Raw genomic sequence first — 16,947 nt, 5'->3', positions numbered from 1 at the left:
GTTGCGGGCTGTGCTGCGGCAGCAGCAGCGGCAGGTGCGCTTTCCGTCGCGGGCGGCGTCTGGGGGGCTGCGGCCGGGGGAGTGGTGCCGACGCGTTCGGCGGCACTTTCGATACCCGTCGCCACGACGGACACGCGGATGCGGCCGTTCAGGTTCGGGTCGATCGCGGAACCGAAGATGATGTTCGCATCCTCGGCCACTTCCTCGCGGATGCGGTTGGCGGCCTGGTCCACCTCGAACAGGGTCAGGTCCTCGCCGCCGGTGATGTTGATCAGCAGTCCGCGCGCGCCGCCCATCGACGTGTCTTCGAGCAGGGGGTTGGAAATCGCGCCCTCGGCGGCGGCGATGGCGCGGTTTTCGCCCTCGGCCTCGCCCGTGCCCATCATGGCCTTGCCCATTTCCGCCATGACCGTGCGGATGTCGGCGAAGTCGAGGTTGACCAGCCCCGGCGCCATCATCAGGTCGGTCACGCCGCGCACGCCCATGTACAGGACATTGTCGGCCATCTTGAACGCGTCCTGCCAGCTGGTGCGTTCATTGGCCAGCCGGAAGAGGTTCTGGTTGGGAATGACGATGAGTGTATCGACAAACTGCTGGAGTTCGGCAATCCCCGCATCCGCCGACTTGGCGCGGCGGCCGCCTTCGAAGGTGAAGGGCTTTGTCACCACGCCCACGGTCAGGATGCCGCGTTCACGCGCCATGCGCGCGATGACCGGCGCGGCCCCGGTGCCCGTGCCGCCGCCCATGCCCGCGGTGATGAAGATCATGTGCGCACCGTCAAGGTGGCGCGACAGTTCGTCACATGCCTCCTCCGCCGCCGCGCGCCCGATCTCCGGCTTTGCCCCCGCGCCAAGGCCCTGCGTCAGGTGGGGGCCAAGCTGGATGCGCCGGTCAGCCTTGCTGTGGGACAGCTGCTGCGCATCGGTATTGGCAACCACGAATTCCACGCCCTGCAGCTGCATGTTGATCATGTTGTCAACGGCATTGGTGCCACCGCCGCCCACCCCGAATACTGTTATGCGTGGGGTGAAGTCAGAATGGTTCTGCTGCGGGATGGTCAGATTCAGGGTCATGGTCGGCTCCCGAAGGCGAGGGATGGATGGATGGGGGCGCGCGTTGTGCGCTTGCTTATCGGGTATTAAATAAAGACTTTATCGTTAATATCATACCCTGTCGCGGATGAAATCGACGAAACGTCTGAACAGGCCGCCCGGACGCACATCGCTGATTCCGGTGTCGTTGAGCGTGTCGCCCACCCCCGCCGCCCATGCGAGCAGCCCGGCGGATGTCGCGAACATCGGCCATGTCGCCGGGTTCTCCGGCAGGCCGTGGATATGGCGCGGATGGCCAAGGCGGACGCGCCGGTTGAGCATGCGCGCCGCCATCGGCCCGATTCCTTCCAGCAGCGATCCCCCGCCCGTCAGCACGACACGCCCGTCGGCCGCAGGGCCGAGGGCCGCCATTTCCAGCCGGTCATTGACCATTTCCAGTGTTTCCTCCACGCGCGGGTGAATGATGGAAACGATCCTAGAGCGGGGAATTCTGACATAATGATGGTCGTTGTCGCCAATAAGCTGCACAAGCACCATTTCCTGATCATCCCCGGCGGAAAGTTCGGCTGACCCGTGCATGGTCTTCAGCCGCTCCGCATTGTCGATGGAGGTGGACAGGCCGTGCGCGATATCGCGGGTGATATGCTGTCCGCCGATCGGGATGCTCGCGGTATGGACAAGCCGCCCTTCGCTGAACACGGCAATCGAGGTGGTGCCCCCGCCCATGTCCACCACCGTGACGCCAAGGTCGCGTTCCTCCTCGTTCAGGACGGCAAGGCCGGATGCCAGCGGGGCCGACACCATGCCCGCGATCGTCAGGTCCACGCGCGACAGCACCGCCTCCACATTGCGCAGCGCCGTGGTGTTCGCGTCGATGACGTGCATGCGCGCCGAAAGATGGTCGCACAGGTGCCCGCGCGGGTCCGGCACCCCCTGCGTTTCATCCACCGCGTAATCGAGCGGCAGCGTATGGATGGCCGAACGTCCCTCCGTCAGGGCGCGCATGCGGCCCTCCGTCGTGATCCGGCGCATGTCGGCATCCCCGATCTCGCGCCCGCCGATCGGCCAGCGGATGTTGAGGTGGCGGCTTTCGGGATGGCCGCATGACAGGTTGATGAAGATCTCGTCCTTGCGCACGGTCGCCATGTCCTCGGCCTGCCCCACGGCGGCGCGGATCGCGGCCTCGGCCTCGCGCAGGTCGACGATCCCGCCGCAGCGCACCCCGTGGGAGCGGCGCCACCCATGGCCCAGCACCCGCAGCGACCCGTCCGGTTCCCCCTTGCCGATCAGGCACACGATCTTGGTCGAACCGATGTCGAGCACGCTGAACGGGCCGGCACGCAGCTTGCGCTGCGGGCGGTCCTCGGCCATCGGGATGATGTTCGTGATCGTGCGCCGGTCGCGCCGCGCGGTGTTCGGCAGCGCGGGCACGGCGGTGGCACGGCGCAGGGCGGGCGCCGTGGTGGCGGGCCTTTCGGGGCGGATGATCAGGTTACTCATGCACGTCTCCGCAGGTTGGCCACGTCAGGACGCGTCCAGGGCATGTCCGGGGCGGGCAGTCCGCTCGGCTCTGCCGTGGGGGGTGTCGCATTGTCATTGCTGGCGGGGTGGGGGGCTTCGCGGATGATCAGGCGGTCAGGCAGGCGCATGTCGATGGAGACGACAGGCCGGTCCAGCAGGCGCATGTCCTGCTGCATCTGCGCGAGGCGCTTGAGAGCGGGGACTTCCTCCCCTTCGGGCAGCATCACGATCGTGCCGTCACGCAGCGTCAGGTTCCAGCGCCGCTGCCCCACCCGCACGGCGGCGGTGACATGGCTGCGCACCTCCGGCTGGGCCGAGAGTTCATCCATCAGCGAGGCGGCGGCAAGGTTCGCGTCCGGGCCGACCACCAGCGGAAGCTGCATGAAGGCCTGTGCGTCCTTGCCGGTCATGCCCTGGTCGCGCACCTGGTTGCCTTCGCGGTCGATCAGCATGAAATGCCCGTGGTTCTGCCACACCGCAAAGGGGCGGCGTTCGATCAGGTGTATGATGATCGTGTCGGGCAGGCGGCGTTCGACCACGGAATGGTCCACGAAGGGCAGCGCGTCGATCCGCTGCCGCGCGGCGTTGAGCGAGAAGCCGAGGATGAAGTCCCCCCGCCGCACGCCCAGCGCCGCCTGGAGGGCGTCATCGCTGGTCAGTTCGTTGCCTGTGACCGTGATGTTCGTGATGCGCAGCGGCAGCATGTTGACCATGCGCGCGCGAAACGGCGCAAAGCGTTCATCCGAGCCGACATGATGGGCGAACGCGATGCAGCCCGCCCCCACCGCGCACAGCACGAGCGTCACCAGTGCCGGGCGGATCAGCCGCTTCTGCCGACGCAGGAAGATGGACAGCTTCGACGGGCGGTCATTCAGGTTGTCGGCGGGCCGCTTCATGTACGACAGGTCGCCTGTTCCACCAGCCACTGGCACAGGTGCGGGTAGGACACGCCGCACGCTGCCGCCTGTTCCGGCAGCAGGGAGGTTTCGGTCATGCCGGGCTGGGTGTTGGTCTCCAGGATCACCAGCCGTCCCGCGCCCTCAGGGTCGCGCGTGTCGTCATAGCGGAAATCGGTGCGCGACGCCCCCCGGCAGCCCAGCACCCGGTGCGCCGCAAGCGCGAGTTCACGCGCGCGCTCGAACGCATCGGGATGGATGCGCGCGGGCAGCACATGCGACGAGCCGCCCTGCTGGTACTTGGCGGCATAATCGTAAAAACCGTTCCCGCCGGACTCACGCGGGGTGATATCCGTTACGGTCAGCGCCCGCTCGCCCATCACACCCACTGTCAGTTCGCGTCCGGGAATGAACTCCTCGACCAGGGCGGAAGTTCCGAACCGCCATGACCGTGCGATGCTGGCACGGGTGTTCGCACCCGCGTGGATGATCTCCACCCCGACCGAAGACCCTTCGTTGAGCGGCTTGATGACATAGGGGGCGGGCAGGGGATCGGCGGCCTCAAGCTCCGCCATCGTAACGACGCGGCCACGCGCCACCGGCAGGCCCGCCGCCGTGAAGACGGTGCGCGCCGCCGCCTTGTCCATTGCAACGGCGGACGCGCGGACCCCGGAATGGGTATAGTTGATGCCCATCCAGTCCAGCACGCCCTGGATGCACCCGTCCTCCCCGAAGCGGCCATGCAGCGCGTTGAAGACGACATCGGGGCGGTGGGCCTGCAGGTCCGACACGATCGCGCCCAGGTCCTCGCCCGCGATGATCTGCCGCACGCCATACCCGAGCGAGCGCAGGGCCTCGCTCACGCCCGCGCCGCTTTTCAGGCTGACCTCGCGTTCCGCCGACATGCCACCCATCAGGACAGAGATGCTGGGTCGTGTCATGCTGTCGTTTCCTTGCGCAGGGGGGATGTGGCCGGCCGGCCGATCCGCCGGATTTCCCATTCGAGGTTGACGCCGGTATGTTCGCGCACGCGCAGGCGCACCGTCTCGCCAAGCTCCTCAAGCTCCGCCGCCGTGGCATTGCCGGTGTTGAGCAGGAAATTGCAGTGCTTCTCGCTGACCTGCGCACCGCCGAGCGTCAGTCCACGGCAGCCCGCCGCGTCGATCAGTTCCCATGCCTTGCGGTCGGAGATTTCCGGCGCGGGATTGCGGAAGGTGGACCCGCCGGTGCGCGCACGCACGGGTTGTGCCGCTTCACGCGCCGCGCGGATCTGTGTAATGCGTTCGCGGATGGCCAGCGTGTTTGACGGCTGCCCGCACAGGCGCGCGCGCACCACCACCGCGCCCTGCGGCACGAGGGCATGGCGGTAGCTGAACTTCAGCGCGCCACCCGGCAGGCGCAGGGCCTCCCCGTCGCGGGTGATGATCTCCACCCAGTCGAGGATGGTGGAAATGTCCGAACCATACGCCCCCGCATTCATCGACACAGCGCCGCCAAGTGCGCCGGGAATGCCGGCGAGGAATTCCATCCCCGCAAGGCCGCATGCCGCGGCATGTTCCGCCACCGTCATGTCGAGGCAGGCCGCCCCCGCGATCAGGCCATTGCCGTCATGCGCGATTTCGGCAAAGCCACGGCCCAGCCGGATCACCACGCCGTCGATGCCGCCATCGCGGATGATGGTGTTGGAGCACGCGCCAAGGACACGCACCGGCACCTCCAGCGGGATATGGCGCAGCGCAAGCGCAAGGTCGCGCGCGTCGGCCGGCTGCACCAGCAGTTCGGCGGCCCCGCCCACGCGAAACCATGTCCGCGGCCCCAGCGGGGCATCCGGCGTCAGGCGTCCCCGGAAATCCGCCAGCGCGCGGAGCAGCGCCTCGCGCCACTGCACGGTCACGGGCCCATCGGGGGTGTCGGTCTCAGCCTGTTCCATCACGCCGCGTCTTCCCCCTTGTGCGCCGCAGGGGCGGTGGGGGCGGCCTGCAGTTCCGCCAGCTGCTCCGGCAGGGCCTGCGCCCACTGCGTGATGGATCCCGCGCCAAGGCAGACCACGAAGTCACCGGGACGTGCGATCGCGTTGATCATTTCCGCCAGGTGCTCCGGCCCCGGCAGGGGCACGACGGAACGGTGCCCGCGTTCACGCAGGCCTTCGACCAGGGCATCGCGGTCAATTCCTTCTATCGGCTGTTCGCCCGCGGCATAGACGTCGGCGATGATGACGGTGCCAGCGTCGTTCATGCAGGTGCAGAATTCGTTAAACAGGCTCTGCAGGCGTGAATAACGGTGCGGCTGCATCACCGCGATGACATTGTTGGCCCCCGCCTGCCGCGCGGCCTTCAGCACGGCCGCGATCTCCACCGGGTGGTGGCCGTAATCGTCGATCACGGTGATGCCCCCGGTCTCCCCCGTGCGGGTGAAGCGGCGCTTGACCCCCTTGAACGCGGCAAAGGCGGAACGGATCGTCGCGTCGTCGATTTCCATTTCGATGCCCACCGCAATGGCGGCCAGCGCGTTCTGGACATTGTGATGGCCCAGCATCGGCAGGCGGAACGGGCCGGCGCGGCGCGAACGGTTGCGGTTGCGGCTGGTGACGACGACCTCGAACGTGGCGCCAAGCTTGTCGGTGATGACCTTTTCCGCGCGGATGTCGGCTTGCGGGGAGAAGCCATAGGTGATGATCCGGTGGTCCGACAGGCGCGGGATCATCTGCTGCACGGCGGGATGGTCGATGCACAGCACGGCAAAGCCATAGAACGGGATGTTGGAGACGAACTGGTCATACGCCGCCTGCATCGCCTCTTCCGTGCCCCAGTGGTCGAGGTGTTCGGGGTCCATGTTGGTCACCACCGTGATGACGGAGGGCAGGCGCAGGAAGGACCCGTCGCTTTCGTCCGCCTCCACCACCATCCAGTCGCCCGACCCCATGCGGGTGTTGGTGCCATAGGCCTCGATGATGCCGCCATTGATGACGGTGGGGTCCAGCTTCGCCGCTTCCAGCACGGCGGCGACAAGGCTGGTGGTCGTGGTCTTGCCATGCGTGCCGCCAACGGCCACGGACCAGCGCAGGCGCATCAGTTCGGCCAGCATCTCCGCCCGGCGGACAACGGGGATCAGGCGCGCGCGCGCGGCCACGACTTCGGGGTTGTCGCGCTGCACCGCGGTGGAGGTCACGACCACCTGTGCCGCGCCAAGGTTGGCCGCGTCATGGCCGATCGTGACCGGGATGCCCGATGCGCGCAGGCGCGCGACATTGGCGCTTTCGGCGATATCGGACCCCTGTACCGCATAGCCCAGCATGTGCAGCACTTCGGCGATGCCGGACATGCCGATGCCGCCTATGCCGACAAAGTGGATGGTGCCAATGGAAAGGGGCAGGGCTCTCATTATGTCTCAGTCTCCATCTTCGCTCTGCCGGATTAGGCGGCACTGGCCATGGGATGCAAGCATCCTTCTATCATGTCCGCCAGACGCGCGGCGGCATCGGGGCGTCCGATCGCGCGCGCGCAGGCCGCCGCCCGCGCCAGCGCGTCGCGATCCCCCAGCAGTTCCACCAGCATCGTGGACAGCCTGCCGGGTGTCAGTTCGGCCTGCGGGATCATCCATGCGGCCCCGGCATCCGCCAGCGCGCGGGCGTTGGCACTCTGCTCGTCGCTGGCTGCGATGGGCAGCGGCACCAGAATCGCGGGCCGTCCCGCGACCGTCACCTCCGCCACCGATGACCCGCCCGCACGCCCGATCACCAGGTGCGCGTCGCGCAGCAGGTCGGGCACGTTGTCCAGGAACGGTGCGATGCGCGCGGGAATCCCCGCCGCGGCATAGGCCGCGCGCACGCGCTCCACGTCCTCGGCGCGTGCCTGCTGCGTGACCTCGATGCGCGCGCGCAGGGCCGGCGGCAGGCTCTCCAGCGCTGCGGGCACGATGTCGCTGAAGATGCGCGCGCCAAGCGATCCCCCCCACACCAGCAGGCGGATCACGCCGCTTGAGGGCTGGTAGGCGATCTGGTGCACCGCCGCGATGTCGGGACGCACCGGCATGCCCGTCTCGGTGGCGGGAACGCCCGGCGGCAGGCCTGCCACGGTGGGGAAGGAGGTTGCGATCGCACGGGCCCAGCGTGACAGGAAGGCATTGGCCCGGCCCATCACCGCATTGCCTTCATGGATGAAAATCGGCGGGCGGCCCTTTCCCGTCAACTGCGCGCCCAGCAGGGGCGGGACGGAAGGGTAGCCCCCGAACCCCACGACCGCCGCAGGATGCAACCCGCGCAGGATCGCGCGCGCGCGCCATGTCCCGTGCGCCAGCGCCAGCGCGGCGCGCGCGGCGCGCACGGCGCCACGCCCCGCGATGCCCGCGCCGGGGAGCACGAACTGTTGCCTTCCTGCGAAAATGCCTTTTTCACGGATGCCGGCACGGCGGTCGGTCATCAGCGCGACCTCATGCCCGCGCCGGACGAGTTCACTGGCCAGTGCTTCCGCAGGGAAGAAATGTCCCCCCGTGCCACCGGCGGCGATGATGATGGGGCGCGGGCGGGTCATGGGCGGGATCTCCGGTTCAGGAACGCGGGCGTGGACTGCCCGAACTGGCTGTCGGCGGTGTTGACGCGCGTGCGGGTCAGCGCAAGGACCATGCCGATCGTCAGCGCCACCGACATGGCGGAGGACCCGCCATACGAAATGAAGGGCAGCGTCATGCCCTTGGTCGGGATCAGGTGCAGGGTCGATCCCATGTTCACGAACGCCTGCAGCCCGAAGCCGGTCACTAGCCCGGTGGTGGCGACGACGATGAAGGGATCGTTTTCACGCAGCAGCTTGAGCAGCGCGCGGATGACGATCACGGCGAACACCCCGATGATGAACAGGCATACGATCATGCCGAATTCCTCCCCCGCGACGGCGAAGACGAAGTCGGCATGCGCATCGGGCAGCAGGTCCTTCACCCGCCCTTCGCCCGGGCCGCGCCCCAGCAGTCCCCCATTGCCAAAGGCGCGCAGGGCGGTATCGATCTGGTAATGGTCGCCCACCTCCGGGTGGAGGAAGCGCTCCACGCGGGAGCGGACATGCGGGAAGACGGCATACGCGCCGATGAAGGCCGCGATCATGCAGCCCACGCCCCCCGCCACGAGGAACAGGCTGAGCCCGTCGACGAAAAGCTGCGTGATGAAGACGGTCGTGATCACGCTGAGCATCCCGATGTCGGGCTGTGATTTCAGCAGCAGCAGCACAACCCCGAACAGGCCGAGCGAGATCAGCATGCCGGGGAAGTACCTGCGTGTCTGCCGTTCCGTCAGCAGCCATGCCGTCACCACGGCGAAACAGGGCTTCAGGAACTCGGACGGCTGCACCGACATCATCGGCAGCGCGATCCAGCGCCGCGCGCCCTTGATCTCGATCCCGTGGACCAGCGTCAGCGCGGTGGCCATGATCCCCAGCACGAACCCCACGGCGGCCAGCAGTTTGACCGCGCGCACCGACAGCAGCGACGTGCCGACCACGATCCCCGCCGCAAGCAGCAGGAAGCACACCTGCTTGAAGATGAACATGTCGCGCGACGCGCCGATGCGCACCGCCACCGCCGGGCTTGCCGCCAGCATCAGGATATAGCCGAACCCGATCAGGATCCCCACGCAGATGAGGGTGACGCGGTCCACGTTGCGCCACCATCGCGCCATGGGCGATGTGTTGATGCGTGACAGGCTGGCCATTATGGCGTGTCCTGTCGCGTGTCATGCGCATCCGCCGCCAGCGTGGCGACAAGTTCGGCAAAGCGCAGGCCACGCGCCTCGAACCCGGTGAACTGGTCGAAACTGGCGCACGCGGGCGACAGCAGCACCACGGGCACGTCCTGCGCCTGCGCGGCCGACAGGGCGGCGGGCACCGCATGTTCCATCGTGCCGACAATGGTATGGGCGACATCGTGTTCACGCAGCGTCCGCGCGAGTTCGGGGGCGTCACGTCCGATCAGGAAGGCATGCGCCACCCGCCCGAACAGCGGGGCAAGCCCGGTGATCCCGCCTGCCTTGGCGATGCCGCCCGCAATCCAGATCATGCGGTCGTGGCACGACATCGCGCGTGCTGCGGCATCGGCGTTCGTGGCCTTGCTGTCATCGATGAAGCGGATGCCGTCGATCGTGCCGACCGTCTTCTGCCGGTGGGCCAGTCCGTCGAACGATGCAAGGCCCGCGTCGATCCCGCCACGCGGGCAGCCCAGCCACAGCGCGATGGCGGTGGCGGTCGCGGCGTTTTCCGCATTGTGCGTGCCGGGCAGGGACGGGGCATGGGCAAGGTTGGCCACCACGCCTGCGCGATCGCACAGCCGTCCGCCGCGCGTCCACATGTCCGGCGCGCCCGCGTCACCACCCACGACCTTCACGTCGATGCCGCGCGAACGCAGGTCCGTGGCAAGCTGCGCGCACCCCGGCAGGCTGTCGCCCAGCACGGCGAGGTCACCGGCCCCCTGGCGGTCAAAGATATGCAGCTTGGCGCGGGTATAGCCTGCCATGTCGCCATGCCGGTCCAGATGGTCCGGCGTCAGGTTCAGCAGGCAGGCCGCATCGAAACGCAGGCTGTCGAGCCGTTCGAGCATGTAGGAAGACATTTCAAGCACATAGATACCATTATCTGGCAATAATGGCAGCGACAGGGCGGCCGGGCCAAGGTTGCCGCCCGCAATGGCGGGGATGCCCGCCTGGTCCAGCAGGTGCGTCAGAAGGACCGTGGTGGTGGATTTTCCATTGGTCCCGGTCACGCCCACGAACCGCGCGCGCGATCCCGCGCGGCGCACGGCGCGGAACAGGAATTCCGCGTCCGACACGATCGGCACCCCCGCCGCGCGCGCCATCGCCGCCACCGGATGGGGGACGGGCAGGGTGTGGGGGATGCCCGGCGACATCACCAGCGCATCGAACCCCGACAGGTCGGCCAGCGGGGCGAAATGCACGCCCGTGGGGGCGGGGGTGGGGGCTGCCTCCAACGTGTCGTCCCACGTCTGCACCCGTGCGCCCATCGCGCCAAGCGCACGGGCGGCGGCCATGCCGTTGCGGCCAAGGCCCAGCACGGCGATGCGCTGTCCGGTGAACAGGTTGGTGGGAAATGCGCTCATCTCAGTTTCAGCGTGGCAAGGCCACACAGTCCCAGCACAATGGAAACGATCCAGAAGCGTATGACGATTTTGGACTCGGGCCATCCCTTTTTCTCGAAGTGATGGTGCAGCGGCGCCATCAGGAAAACCCGCCGCCCGGTGCGCTTGTACCAGAAGACCTGGATGATGACCGACAGCGTCTCGATCACGAACAGGCCGCCGACGATGCACAGCACCAGTTCATGCTTGACCGAGACGGCCACCGCGCCAAGCGCGCCGCCAAGGGCGAGTGACCCGGTATCGCCCATGAACACGGCCGCGGGCGGCGCGTTGAACCACAGGAACCCCAGCCCCGCACCCACCAGGGCGGAGCAGAAGATGCCAAGTTCCCCGGTGCCCGGCACCGCATGCAGTTGCAGGTAGTCGGCAAAGATATGGTTGCCCACCAGATACGAAATCAGCGCGAACACCAGGGCCGCGATGGTCACGGGCACGATCGCCAGGCCGTCCAGCCCGTCGGTGAAATTGACCGCGTTGCCGAACCCGGTGATCGTGATCATCGCGAACACGGGAAAGGCATAGCCCAGCGGCAGCAGCAGGTCCTTGACGAAGGGGAAGGCGAGGTGGTTCGCAAGGTCGGGCGGCATCAGGCTTTCGATCCAGATCCCGCCCAGCAGGGACACCACGAATTCGCAGCCCAGGCGCATGCGCATCGACACGCCATCGGTGTTGCGCCGCGACAGCTTGAGGTAGTCATCGGCAAACCCGACCGCGCCGAATGCCAGCGTGATGGTCATCACCGCCCAGACGAACCCGTTGGTCAGGTCCGCCCACAGCAGCGTTGATCCCAGAAGGGAGACAAGGATCAGCACGCCCCCCATCGTCGGCGTGCCGGCCTTTTCCACGATATGGCGTTCCGGCCCCAGCGCGCGGATGGGCTGGCCCCCGCGCTGGATGCGGCGCAGGCGCGCGATCAGCGGGTTGCCCAGCATGAGGCTGAGCACCAGCGCCGTCAGGCACGCGGCCCCCGCGCGGAAGGTGATGTAGTGGAACAGGTTGAGGACCGAGACATGGCCCGAAGCATGCTGCTGGAACAGGTCGTAGAGCATCAGGCGCGCCCCCGCGCGTCATCACCACGCAGGGCATCGACCACCTGGCGCATCTTCAGCCCGAGGCTGCCTTTTACAAGGATCGCGTCACCCGCCTGCGCCTGCGCGCGCACCATCGGCGCAAGGCCTGCCGCGTCGGGCGTCCACGCGCCGCGCAGGGAGGGAGGCAGGAGGTCAAAGAGATATTTCATGTTCGGGCCGCAACAAAAAACAAGGTCCGCATGCTCGCGGACGGCTGGAAGAAGGGATTCGTGCTGGTCACGCGCGAACGTGCCGAGTTCGAGCATGTCGCCCAGCACGGCGATGCGCCGCCGTGCCGGGACCTGCCCAAGGACATCGAGCGTCGCGCGGATCGAGGCGACCGATGCGTTGTAGCTTTCATCAAGCAGGCTTGCCTGCCCGCCAAGGATGGGGGTGATCGCCCCGCGCCCGGCCCCGGGCCGGAAATCCGCAAGGCCCCGCGCCGCGTGCGCCATGTCGGCCCCGACCGCGCGTGCCGCCGCCAGTGCCAGCAGCGCGTTGTGCGCCATGTGGCGGCCTGGCGCATGCAGTTCGACCATGCCCGACCATTCCCCGACCAGGGCGCGGAACGTGCCGCCGTCGGGACGGGGGTGGTAATCCTCCATCCGCGCCGTGCTGGTGGGCAGGACGCCTGCCGTCCATAGCTGCGCGCCACGGCTGCGGGCCTGCGCGATGAACGCTGCCATGCCCGTCACATCCTCCGGCACGATGGCCACGCCATCCGGGGGAAGGGCCGCGATCAGGTCCGATTTTTCCCGCGCGATGGCCTCCAGGCTGCCCATGTGGCCCAGATGCGCCCCGGTGATGGTCGTGATGATCGCGACATCGGGCCGCACCATGCGCGCAAGCGGCGCGATCTCGCCGGGGTTGTTCATCCCCACCTCGCACACGCAGAACATGGCCGACGCGGGCAGGCGCGCCAGCGTCAGCGGCACGCCCCAGTGGTTGTTGTACGACGCCACGGCCCAGTGCGTCGGCCCGCACGCCCCCAGCGCGTGGCGCAGCATGTCCTTTGTCGTGGTCTTGCCCACGCTGCCGGTCACGCCGAGCATCCGGCCCGCGAAGCGCGCGCGCGCGAAGGCCGCCATGGCGTTGAGGGCCGCCAGCGTGTCCCCGACCATCAGGATGCGCGGGTCCTCCACGCCGGTGTCGCGATGGGCGATCACGACGGCCGCCCCGGCCTCCAGCGCGCGGGGGATATGCGCATGCCCGTCCGAATTTTCGCCCACCAGCGCGACGAAGGCATCACCCGCCGCCAGCGTGCGCGTGTCGATGGAAACGCCCGTGGCACGTATTGCGCCACCGGGCGTGGCGGGGGCACGGAAATGCCCGCCCGTCGCCGCAATCAGGTCCGGACCGGTCCACAGGACGGTCATGGCTGGCCCGCCAGTTTGCGAATGACGGAAACATCGTCAAAGGGCAGGACCGTCGTGCCGATCTTCTGCCCCTGTTCATGGCCTTTGCCCGCGACGACCATCACGTCGCCGGCCTTCAGTCGGGACAGCCCCTCGGCAATGGCATTGCGCCGTCCGCCGATATCCATCGCCCCCGGCGCACCGGCCATGACATCGCGCCGGATGGCGGCTGCGTCCTCGGTCCGGGGGTTGTCGTCGGTGACGATGGCCAGGTCGGCAAGGCGCGTGGCGACCTCGCCCATCAATGGGCGCTTGCCCCGGTCGCGGTCGCCGCCCGCGCCGAAGACGACCACCAGCCGCCCCGATGCGTGGGGCCGCAGCGATTGCAGCAGCCGTTCCAGCGCGTCGGGCGTGTGGGCGAAATCGACATACACCGCCGCCCCGTTGGGCAGGGTGGCGGCATGTTCCATCCGCCCGCGTACCCCCACAAGGGCGGGAAGGCAGTCGAGGGCGGCGCGAACGCCGTCCATGTCCGCCGCGGCCAGTCCCGCAGCCAGCAGCATGTTGTCCACCTGGTAGCGTCCGGGCAGCCGTGTCTCGACCTCGCGCCGGGTGCCGCCGCATTCCAGTTCCAGCACCTGTCCGTCCGGGCGGGGCGTTGCGCGCAGCAGGCGGATGGCGTCCCCGCCTTCGCCCACCAGCCGCAGGTCCAGGCCACGGTTCGTGGCGATCGAGCGCAGCGCCTCCAGCGTCGCGCCGTCCATGTCCGCGTTGGCGACCGCAAGGCCGCCCGCCGGCAGCAGCGTGTCGAACAGTCTCAGCTTCGCCGCGCGATAGCCGTCCATGTCGCCGTGGTAGTCGAGATGGTCGCGCGTCAGGTTGCTGAACCCGGCGGCGGCAATGGGAACCCCGTCAAGGCGGCATTGCGCCAGCCCGTGGGACGAGGCCTCGATCGCGATGTCATCGACGCCATGTTCATGCAGCGTGCCAAGCGTAAGCGCCATCGTCACGCTGTCGGGGGTCGTCAGCGACGGTCCCGACAGGGCGGGGACGGTGGGCGCGATGATGCCCAGCGTGCCGATGCTGGCGGCGGCGCGACCCTGCTGCTGCCAGATCTGGCGCAGGAATTCGACCGTGCTCGTCTTGCCGTTCGTGCCGGTGACCGCGACGACATGGCCGGGCATGGCGGGCATCAGGGCCGCGGCCATCACCGCCAGCGCATGGCGCGGGTTGTCGGTGGCGACGGTGGCGATGTCCGGCCGGGTCTGCCGCACGGCGGCGCACGCATCCGGGGTCGAGACGATGGCGCACGCCCCGTTCTGCAGGGCCTGGTCGATATAGGCGCGGCCATCGGCGCTGCCGCCCGCGATGGCGGCAAAGATCATGCGCGGTCGCACCTGCCGGCTGTCGGCGGCAATCCCGCTGACCTCCGGGTCATGGCCGCAGGCGTCCGCCGCAAGACCTGCGCGGTGCAGTACAGTCGTCAGTTTCATTTCTATCCCCGTTCCGGCCGCTTCTTGAATGGCAGGGCGTCTTCGCGTTCATCCCGTGCGGCGTGCATGCGCGCCACATGTCCCTCTTCCGAGGTCATCTCCCCGGCCCCATGGCGCGCGGCGTGGTGCCGGCCTTCGCCTTCCTGCAGGTGCTGCGTGCCGGGATCGTTGCCGGGCCCCAGCGCGCGATAGCCGTGCGGGACGGCCGGGCGCAGCGGGATATACAGCGAATTCTCGATCGCTTCCTGGTGCGCGGTGTCGGGGAACAGGCCCATCATCGGCGCGATGCGCGTGATGATGTGCGAAGCCGTCGGCGCCGCGTTCCATCCCGCCGTCGTCCATCCGTGCGTCTGCGGGGTGGGCTTCGGGCTGTCGAGCATGACATAGACCGCATAGCGCGGCGCGTTCATCGGGAATATGCCCGTAAAGGCCGACACGTTGACATGCTTGAGATAGCCGCCATGCGCGCCGATCTTCTCCGCCGTGCCGGTCTTGCCCCCCACGTAATAGCCGGGGGATTCCGCCCGGTCGCCGGTACCCTTGGTCACGTCAAGGCGCAGGATCTTACGCAGGATGTTCGAATTCTCCGCCGAGATCAGGCGCTGCGCGTCGGGGATCTGCCCGGCCATGTCCGCATCGGGGACGGGACTGCCGCCCGGTGTCCGGTCCTGGTCATGCAGCAGCAGCGTGGGCTTGAGCAGGAAGCCCCCGTTGGCCGTTGCCGCCGTGCCGCGCACGATCGCAAGCGGCGGTTCCGCCACGCCATGGCCGAACGCCACGGTCATGACCGTGGACACGCCCCAGTTGCGCGTGGACGGGATGATGGGCCGCCCCGCTTCGGGCAGTTCGATGGGCACGCGCGCGAAAAAGCCCATGTTGCGCAGCCATTCCTGCTGGCGCGCGGCCCCCGCGTCCAGCGCGATATGCGCCGCCGCCGGGTTGGAGGAATGCGCCATCACCTCGGGCAGGGTAAGCCACGGGTCGAAATGGTCGTTCTTCATGTCCGAAATGGTGAAGCGGCCGACCTTGATCGGTACGCTCGAAAAACGGTCCCATATATGCGCGACCCCGTCCTGCAGCGCCATGGCCGTCGTCTGCAGCTTGAAGGTGGAGCCGGGTTCGTACATTCCCGTGACGGCGCGGTTGAACCGGGCGTCGGCGGGGGCGTGGCCGAAATCATTGGCGTCATAGTCAGGCAGGCTGACCATGGCGATGATTTCCCCGTTGCGCACGTCCATCACGATCGCGCAGGCGCCGATCGCCTGGAACGTGTCCATGGCCGACTGCAGTTCGTCATGGACCACGTTCTGCACGCGCACGTCGAGCGACAGCGTCAGCGGCGCGCGGTTGCTGTCGAGGCGCTTGTCAAAGAAACGCTCCACCCCCGCGACGCCATGGTCGTCGATGTCCACCCCGCCCATGATCTGTGCCGCGACCCGCCCCATGGGATAGCGGCGGCGCTCGCCCGGTTCGAAATAGATGCCGGGGATGCCAAGGTTGTTGATCGCCAGTTCCTCCGACGGCGAGATGTCGCGCGCCAGATAGACGAACTGCCGCGCCGATGACAGGCGGCGCAGGGTCTCCGCCTCGTCAAGATGGGGCAGAACATGCTTGAGCTTGCGCGTCGCGTCCTGCGGGTCGATCATTTCCTGCGGGTTGGCATAGACCTGCGCCACCGGCAGGGAAATCGCCAGCGCCTGGCCGTTGCGGTCCACGATGGAGGCACGGTGCACCTGCGGCAGGACGATGTCGTTGGCCACCATGCCCTTGGGGTCGCTCTTGGGGATGGGGGGGACCTGCGGGGCGATCTGGTGCTGCTGCGGGGCGAGCGGCATGATGATCGTCGCGATGGCCAGCTTCACCCCCACCGCGCCGAACAGCACGCAGAACACCCCGGCCACCACCAGCAGGCGCGTATCCGTCCTGTAGCGGACCTGGGTCATGCGCAAAGTCCCGCCTGTGGGGCGGGAACTGTCCGTGTGCGTATCCTGGTTTGGCGGGCGGGGCGTATCGTTCATGTCACCGACGGTATCCGGCAGCGGAAGCGACCGTCGTCAGTTGCTGACGGGTACGGGCGGGGGAAGGGCGGACGTGCGGGAATTGGCCAGCGAACTGCCACCACCCCGGACGGAAGGAAGGGCTTCGGCCGGATGCCATGCGGCCTCCGACACCTCATGCGCGGGGCGGTAGTGATAGGGCGTGACATGGGTGCTGGCCAGCATTACGTCATGGCTGGGGGCCGGGCTGGCGGCGGCATGGGGCACATGCACCGGCAGGCGGGTGGCCGGGGCCTCGTTCTGCGCCATCAGGGGGGCTGCATGCTCCGCCGGGCGGGCGGCATGTTCCGGCGCCGCCTTCACGCCCTCACGCTCCGGGTGTTCGGGACGCGCGGCTGCCGCCTCCACATGGGCGGGGGCATGGTGCGCCAC

The 16,947-nt window shown here is 68.1% G+C and carries 13 protein-coding genes and 1 pseudogene; all 14 read right to left on the bottom strand.

Going from position 1 to position 16,947, the window contains the following annotated elements:
- Positions 1 to 1,073, bottom strand: a 1,073-nt coding sequence (ftsZ, locus tag KMAL_RS14135) for a cell division protein FtsZ (protein WP_110096256.1), incomplete at its 3' end; no start/stop codon positions are given.
- A 90-nt stretch (positions 1,074 to 1,163) separates the two neighbouring features.
- Positions 1,164 to 2,552: a cell division protein FtsA gene (gene ftsA, locus KMAL_RS14130; protein WP_110096255.1), complete on the bottom strand. Its 1,389-nt coding sequence runs from the start codon at positions 2,550 to 2,552 to the stop codon at positions 1,164 to 1,166.
- Positions 2,549 to 3,469 carry a cell division protein FtsQ/DivIB gene (locus KMAL_RS14125; RefSeq protein WP_110096254.1) on the bottom strand — a complete coding sequence of 307 codons (921 nt, stop codon included), beginning with the start codon at positions 3,467 to 3,469 and terminating at the stop codon, positions 2,549 to 2,551. The genes ftsA and KMAL_RS14125 overlap by 4 nt, the downstream gene beginning before the upstream one ends.
- Entirely contained in the window at positions 3,466 to 4,410 is a 945-nt protein-coding gene (locus KMAL_RS14120) for a D-alanine--D-alanine ligase (protein ID WP_110096253.1), read from the bottom strand. Before KMAL_RS14120 ends, KMAL_RS14125 begins: the two co-directional genes overlap by 4 nt.
- Positions 4,407 to 5,399, bottom strand: a complete 993-nt coding sequence (murB, locus tag KMAL_RS14115) for a UDP-N-acetylmuramate dehydrogenase (protein WP_110096252.1) — start codon at positions 5,397 to 5,399, stop codon at positions 4,407 to 4,409. Before murB ends, KMAL_RS14120 begins: the two co-directional genes overlap by 4 nt.
- Positions 5,399 to 6,850: a UDP-N-acetylmuramate--L-alanine ligase gene (gene murC / locus KMAL_RS14110; protein WP_110096251.1), complete on the bottom strand. Its 1,452-nt coding sequence runs from the start codon at positions 6,848 to 6,850 to the stop codon at positions 5,399 to 5,401. The genes murB and murC overlap by 1 nt, the downstream gene beginning before the upstream one ends.
- A gap of 32 nt (positions 6,851 to 6,882) precedes the next feature.
- Positions 6,883 to 7,998, bottom strand: a complete 1,116-nt coding sequence (murG, locus tag KMAL_RS14105; protein ID WP_110096250.1) for an undecaprenyldiphospho-muramoylpentapeptide beta-N-acetylglucosaminyltransferase — start codon at positions 7,996 to 7,998, stop codon at positions 6,883 to 6,885.
- On the bottom strand, positions 7,995 to 9,164 hold the full coding sequence (locus tag KMAL_RS14100; protein WP_110096249.1) for an FtsW/RodA/SpoVE family cell cycle protein: 1,170 nt from the start codon (positions 9,162 to 9,164) through the stop codon (positions 7,995 to 7,997). The genes murG and KMAL_RS14100 overlap by 4 nt, the downstream gene beginning before the upstream one ends.
- On the bottom strand, positions 9,164 to 10,561 hold the full coding sequence (murD, locus tag KMAL_RS14095; RefSeq protein ID WP_110096248.1) for a UDP-N-acetylmuramoyl-L-alanine--D-glutamate ligase: 1,398 nt from the start codon (positions 10,559 to 10,561) through the stop codon (positions 9,164 to 9,166). The genes KMAL_RS14100 and murD overlap by 1 nt, the downstream gene beginning before the upstream one ends.
- Positions 10,558 to 11,649, bottom strand: a complete 1,092-nt coding sequence (gene mraY, locus KMAL_RS14090; RefSeq protein WP_110096247.1) for a phospho-N-acetylmuramoyl-pentapeptide-transferase — start codon at positions 11,647 to 11,649, stop codon at positions 10,558 to 10,560. The genes murD and mraY overlap by 4 nt, the downstream gene beginning before the upstream one ends.
- Positions 11,649 to 13,046 carry a UDP-N-acetylmuramoyl-tripeptide--D-alanyl-D-alanine ligase gene (locus KMAL_RS14085; RefSeq protein WP_110096246.1) on the bottom strand — a complete coding sequence of 466 codons (1,398 nt, stop codon included), beginning with the start codon at positions 13,044 to 13,046 and terminating at the stop codon, positions 11,649 to 11,651. Before KMAL_RS14085 ends, mraY begins: the two co-directional genes overlap by 1 nt.
- Positions 13,043 to 14,518: a UDP-N-acetylmuramoyl-L-alanyl-D-glutamate--2,6-diaminopimelate ligase gene (locus tag KMAL_RS14080; protein ID WP_110096245.1), complete on the bottom strand. Its 1,476-nt coding sequence runs from the start codon at positions 14,516 to 14,518 to the stop codon at positions 13,043 to 13,045. Before KMAL_RS14080 ends, KMAL_RS14085 begins: the two co-directional genes overlap by 4 nt.
- 2 nt (positions 14,519 to 14,520) lie before the next feature.
- Positions 14,521 to 16,536 (bottom strand): peptidoglycan D,D-transpeptidase FtsI family protein, encoded by a 2,016-nt coding sequence (locus KMAL_RS14075; protein WP_110096244.1) that lies wholly within the window; start codon positions 16,534 to 16,536, stop codon positions 14,521 to 14,523.
- A 36-nt stretch (positions 16,537 to 16,572) separates the two neighbouring features.
- A pseudogene (locus KMAL_RS17325) lies at positions 16,573 to 16,947 on the bottom strand (cell division protein FtsL); the annotation flags it as partial.

It is taken from the genome of Novacetimonas maltaceti (assembly GCF_002906255.1).
In the GTDB taxonomy this organism is placed as follows: Bacteria; Pseudomonadota; Alphaproteobacteria; order Acetobacterales; family Acetobacteraceae; genus Novacetimonas; species Novacetimonas maltaceti.
This window is presented reverse-complemented; position numbering and strand designations above follow the sequence as displayed.

Excerpts from the sequence above, each read along its gene's own strand:
- ftsA (WP_110096255.1), bottom strand. The coding sequence starts at position 2,552 with ATGAGTAACCTGATCATCCGCCCCGAAAGGCCCGCCACCACGGCGCCC.
- KMAL_RS14125 (WP_110096254.1), bottom strand. The coding sequence starts at position 3,469 with ATGAAGCGGCCCGCCGACAACCTGAATGACCGCCCGTCGAAGCTGTCC.
- KMAL_RS14120 (WP_110096253.1), bottom strand. The coding sequence starts at position 4,410 with ATGACACGACCCAGCATCTCTGTCCTGATGGGTGGCATGTCGGCGGAA.
- murB (WP_110096252.1), bottom strand. The coding sequence starts at position 5,399 with ATGGAACAGGCTGAGACCGACACCCCCGATGGGCCCGTGACCGTGCAG.
- murC (WP_110096251.1), bottom strand. The coding sequence starts at position 6,850 with ATGAGAGCCCTGCCCCTTTCCATTGGCACCATCCACTTTGTCGGCATA.
- murG (WP_110096250.1), bottom strand. The coding sequence starts at position 7,998 with ATGACCCGCCCGCGCCCCATCATCATCGCCGCCGGTGGCACGGGGGGA.
- KMAL_RS14100 (WP_110096249.1), bottom strand. The coding sequence starts at position 9,164 with ATGGCCAGCCTGTCACGCATCAACACATCGCCCATGGCGCGATGGTGG.
- murD (WP_110096248.1), bottom strand. The coding sequence starts at position 10,561 with ATGAGCGCATTTCCCACCAACCTGTTCACCGGACAGCGCATCGCCGTG.
- mraY (WP_110096247.1), bottom strand. The coding sequence starts at position 11,649 with ATGCTCTACGACCTGTTCCAGCAGCATGCTTCGGGCCATGTCTCGGTC.
- KMAL_RS14085 (WP_110096246.1), bottom strand. The coding sequence starts at position 13,046 with ATGACCGTCCTGTGGACCGGTCCGGACCTGATTGCGGCGACGGGCGGG.
- KMAL_RS14080 (WP_110096245.1), bottom strand. The coding sequence starts at position 14,518 with ATGAAACTGACGACTGTACTGCACCGCGCAGGTCTTGCGGCGGACGCC.
- KMAL_RS14075 (WP_110096244.1), bottom strand. The coding sequence starts at position 16,536 with ATGAACGATACGCCCCGCCCGCCAAACCAGGATACGCACACGGACAGT.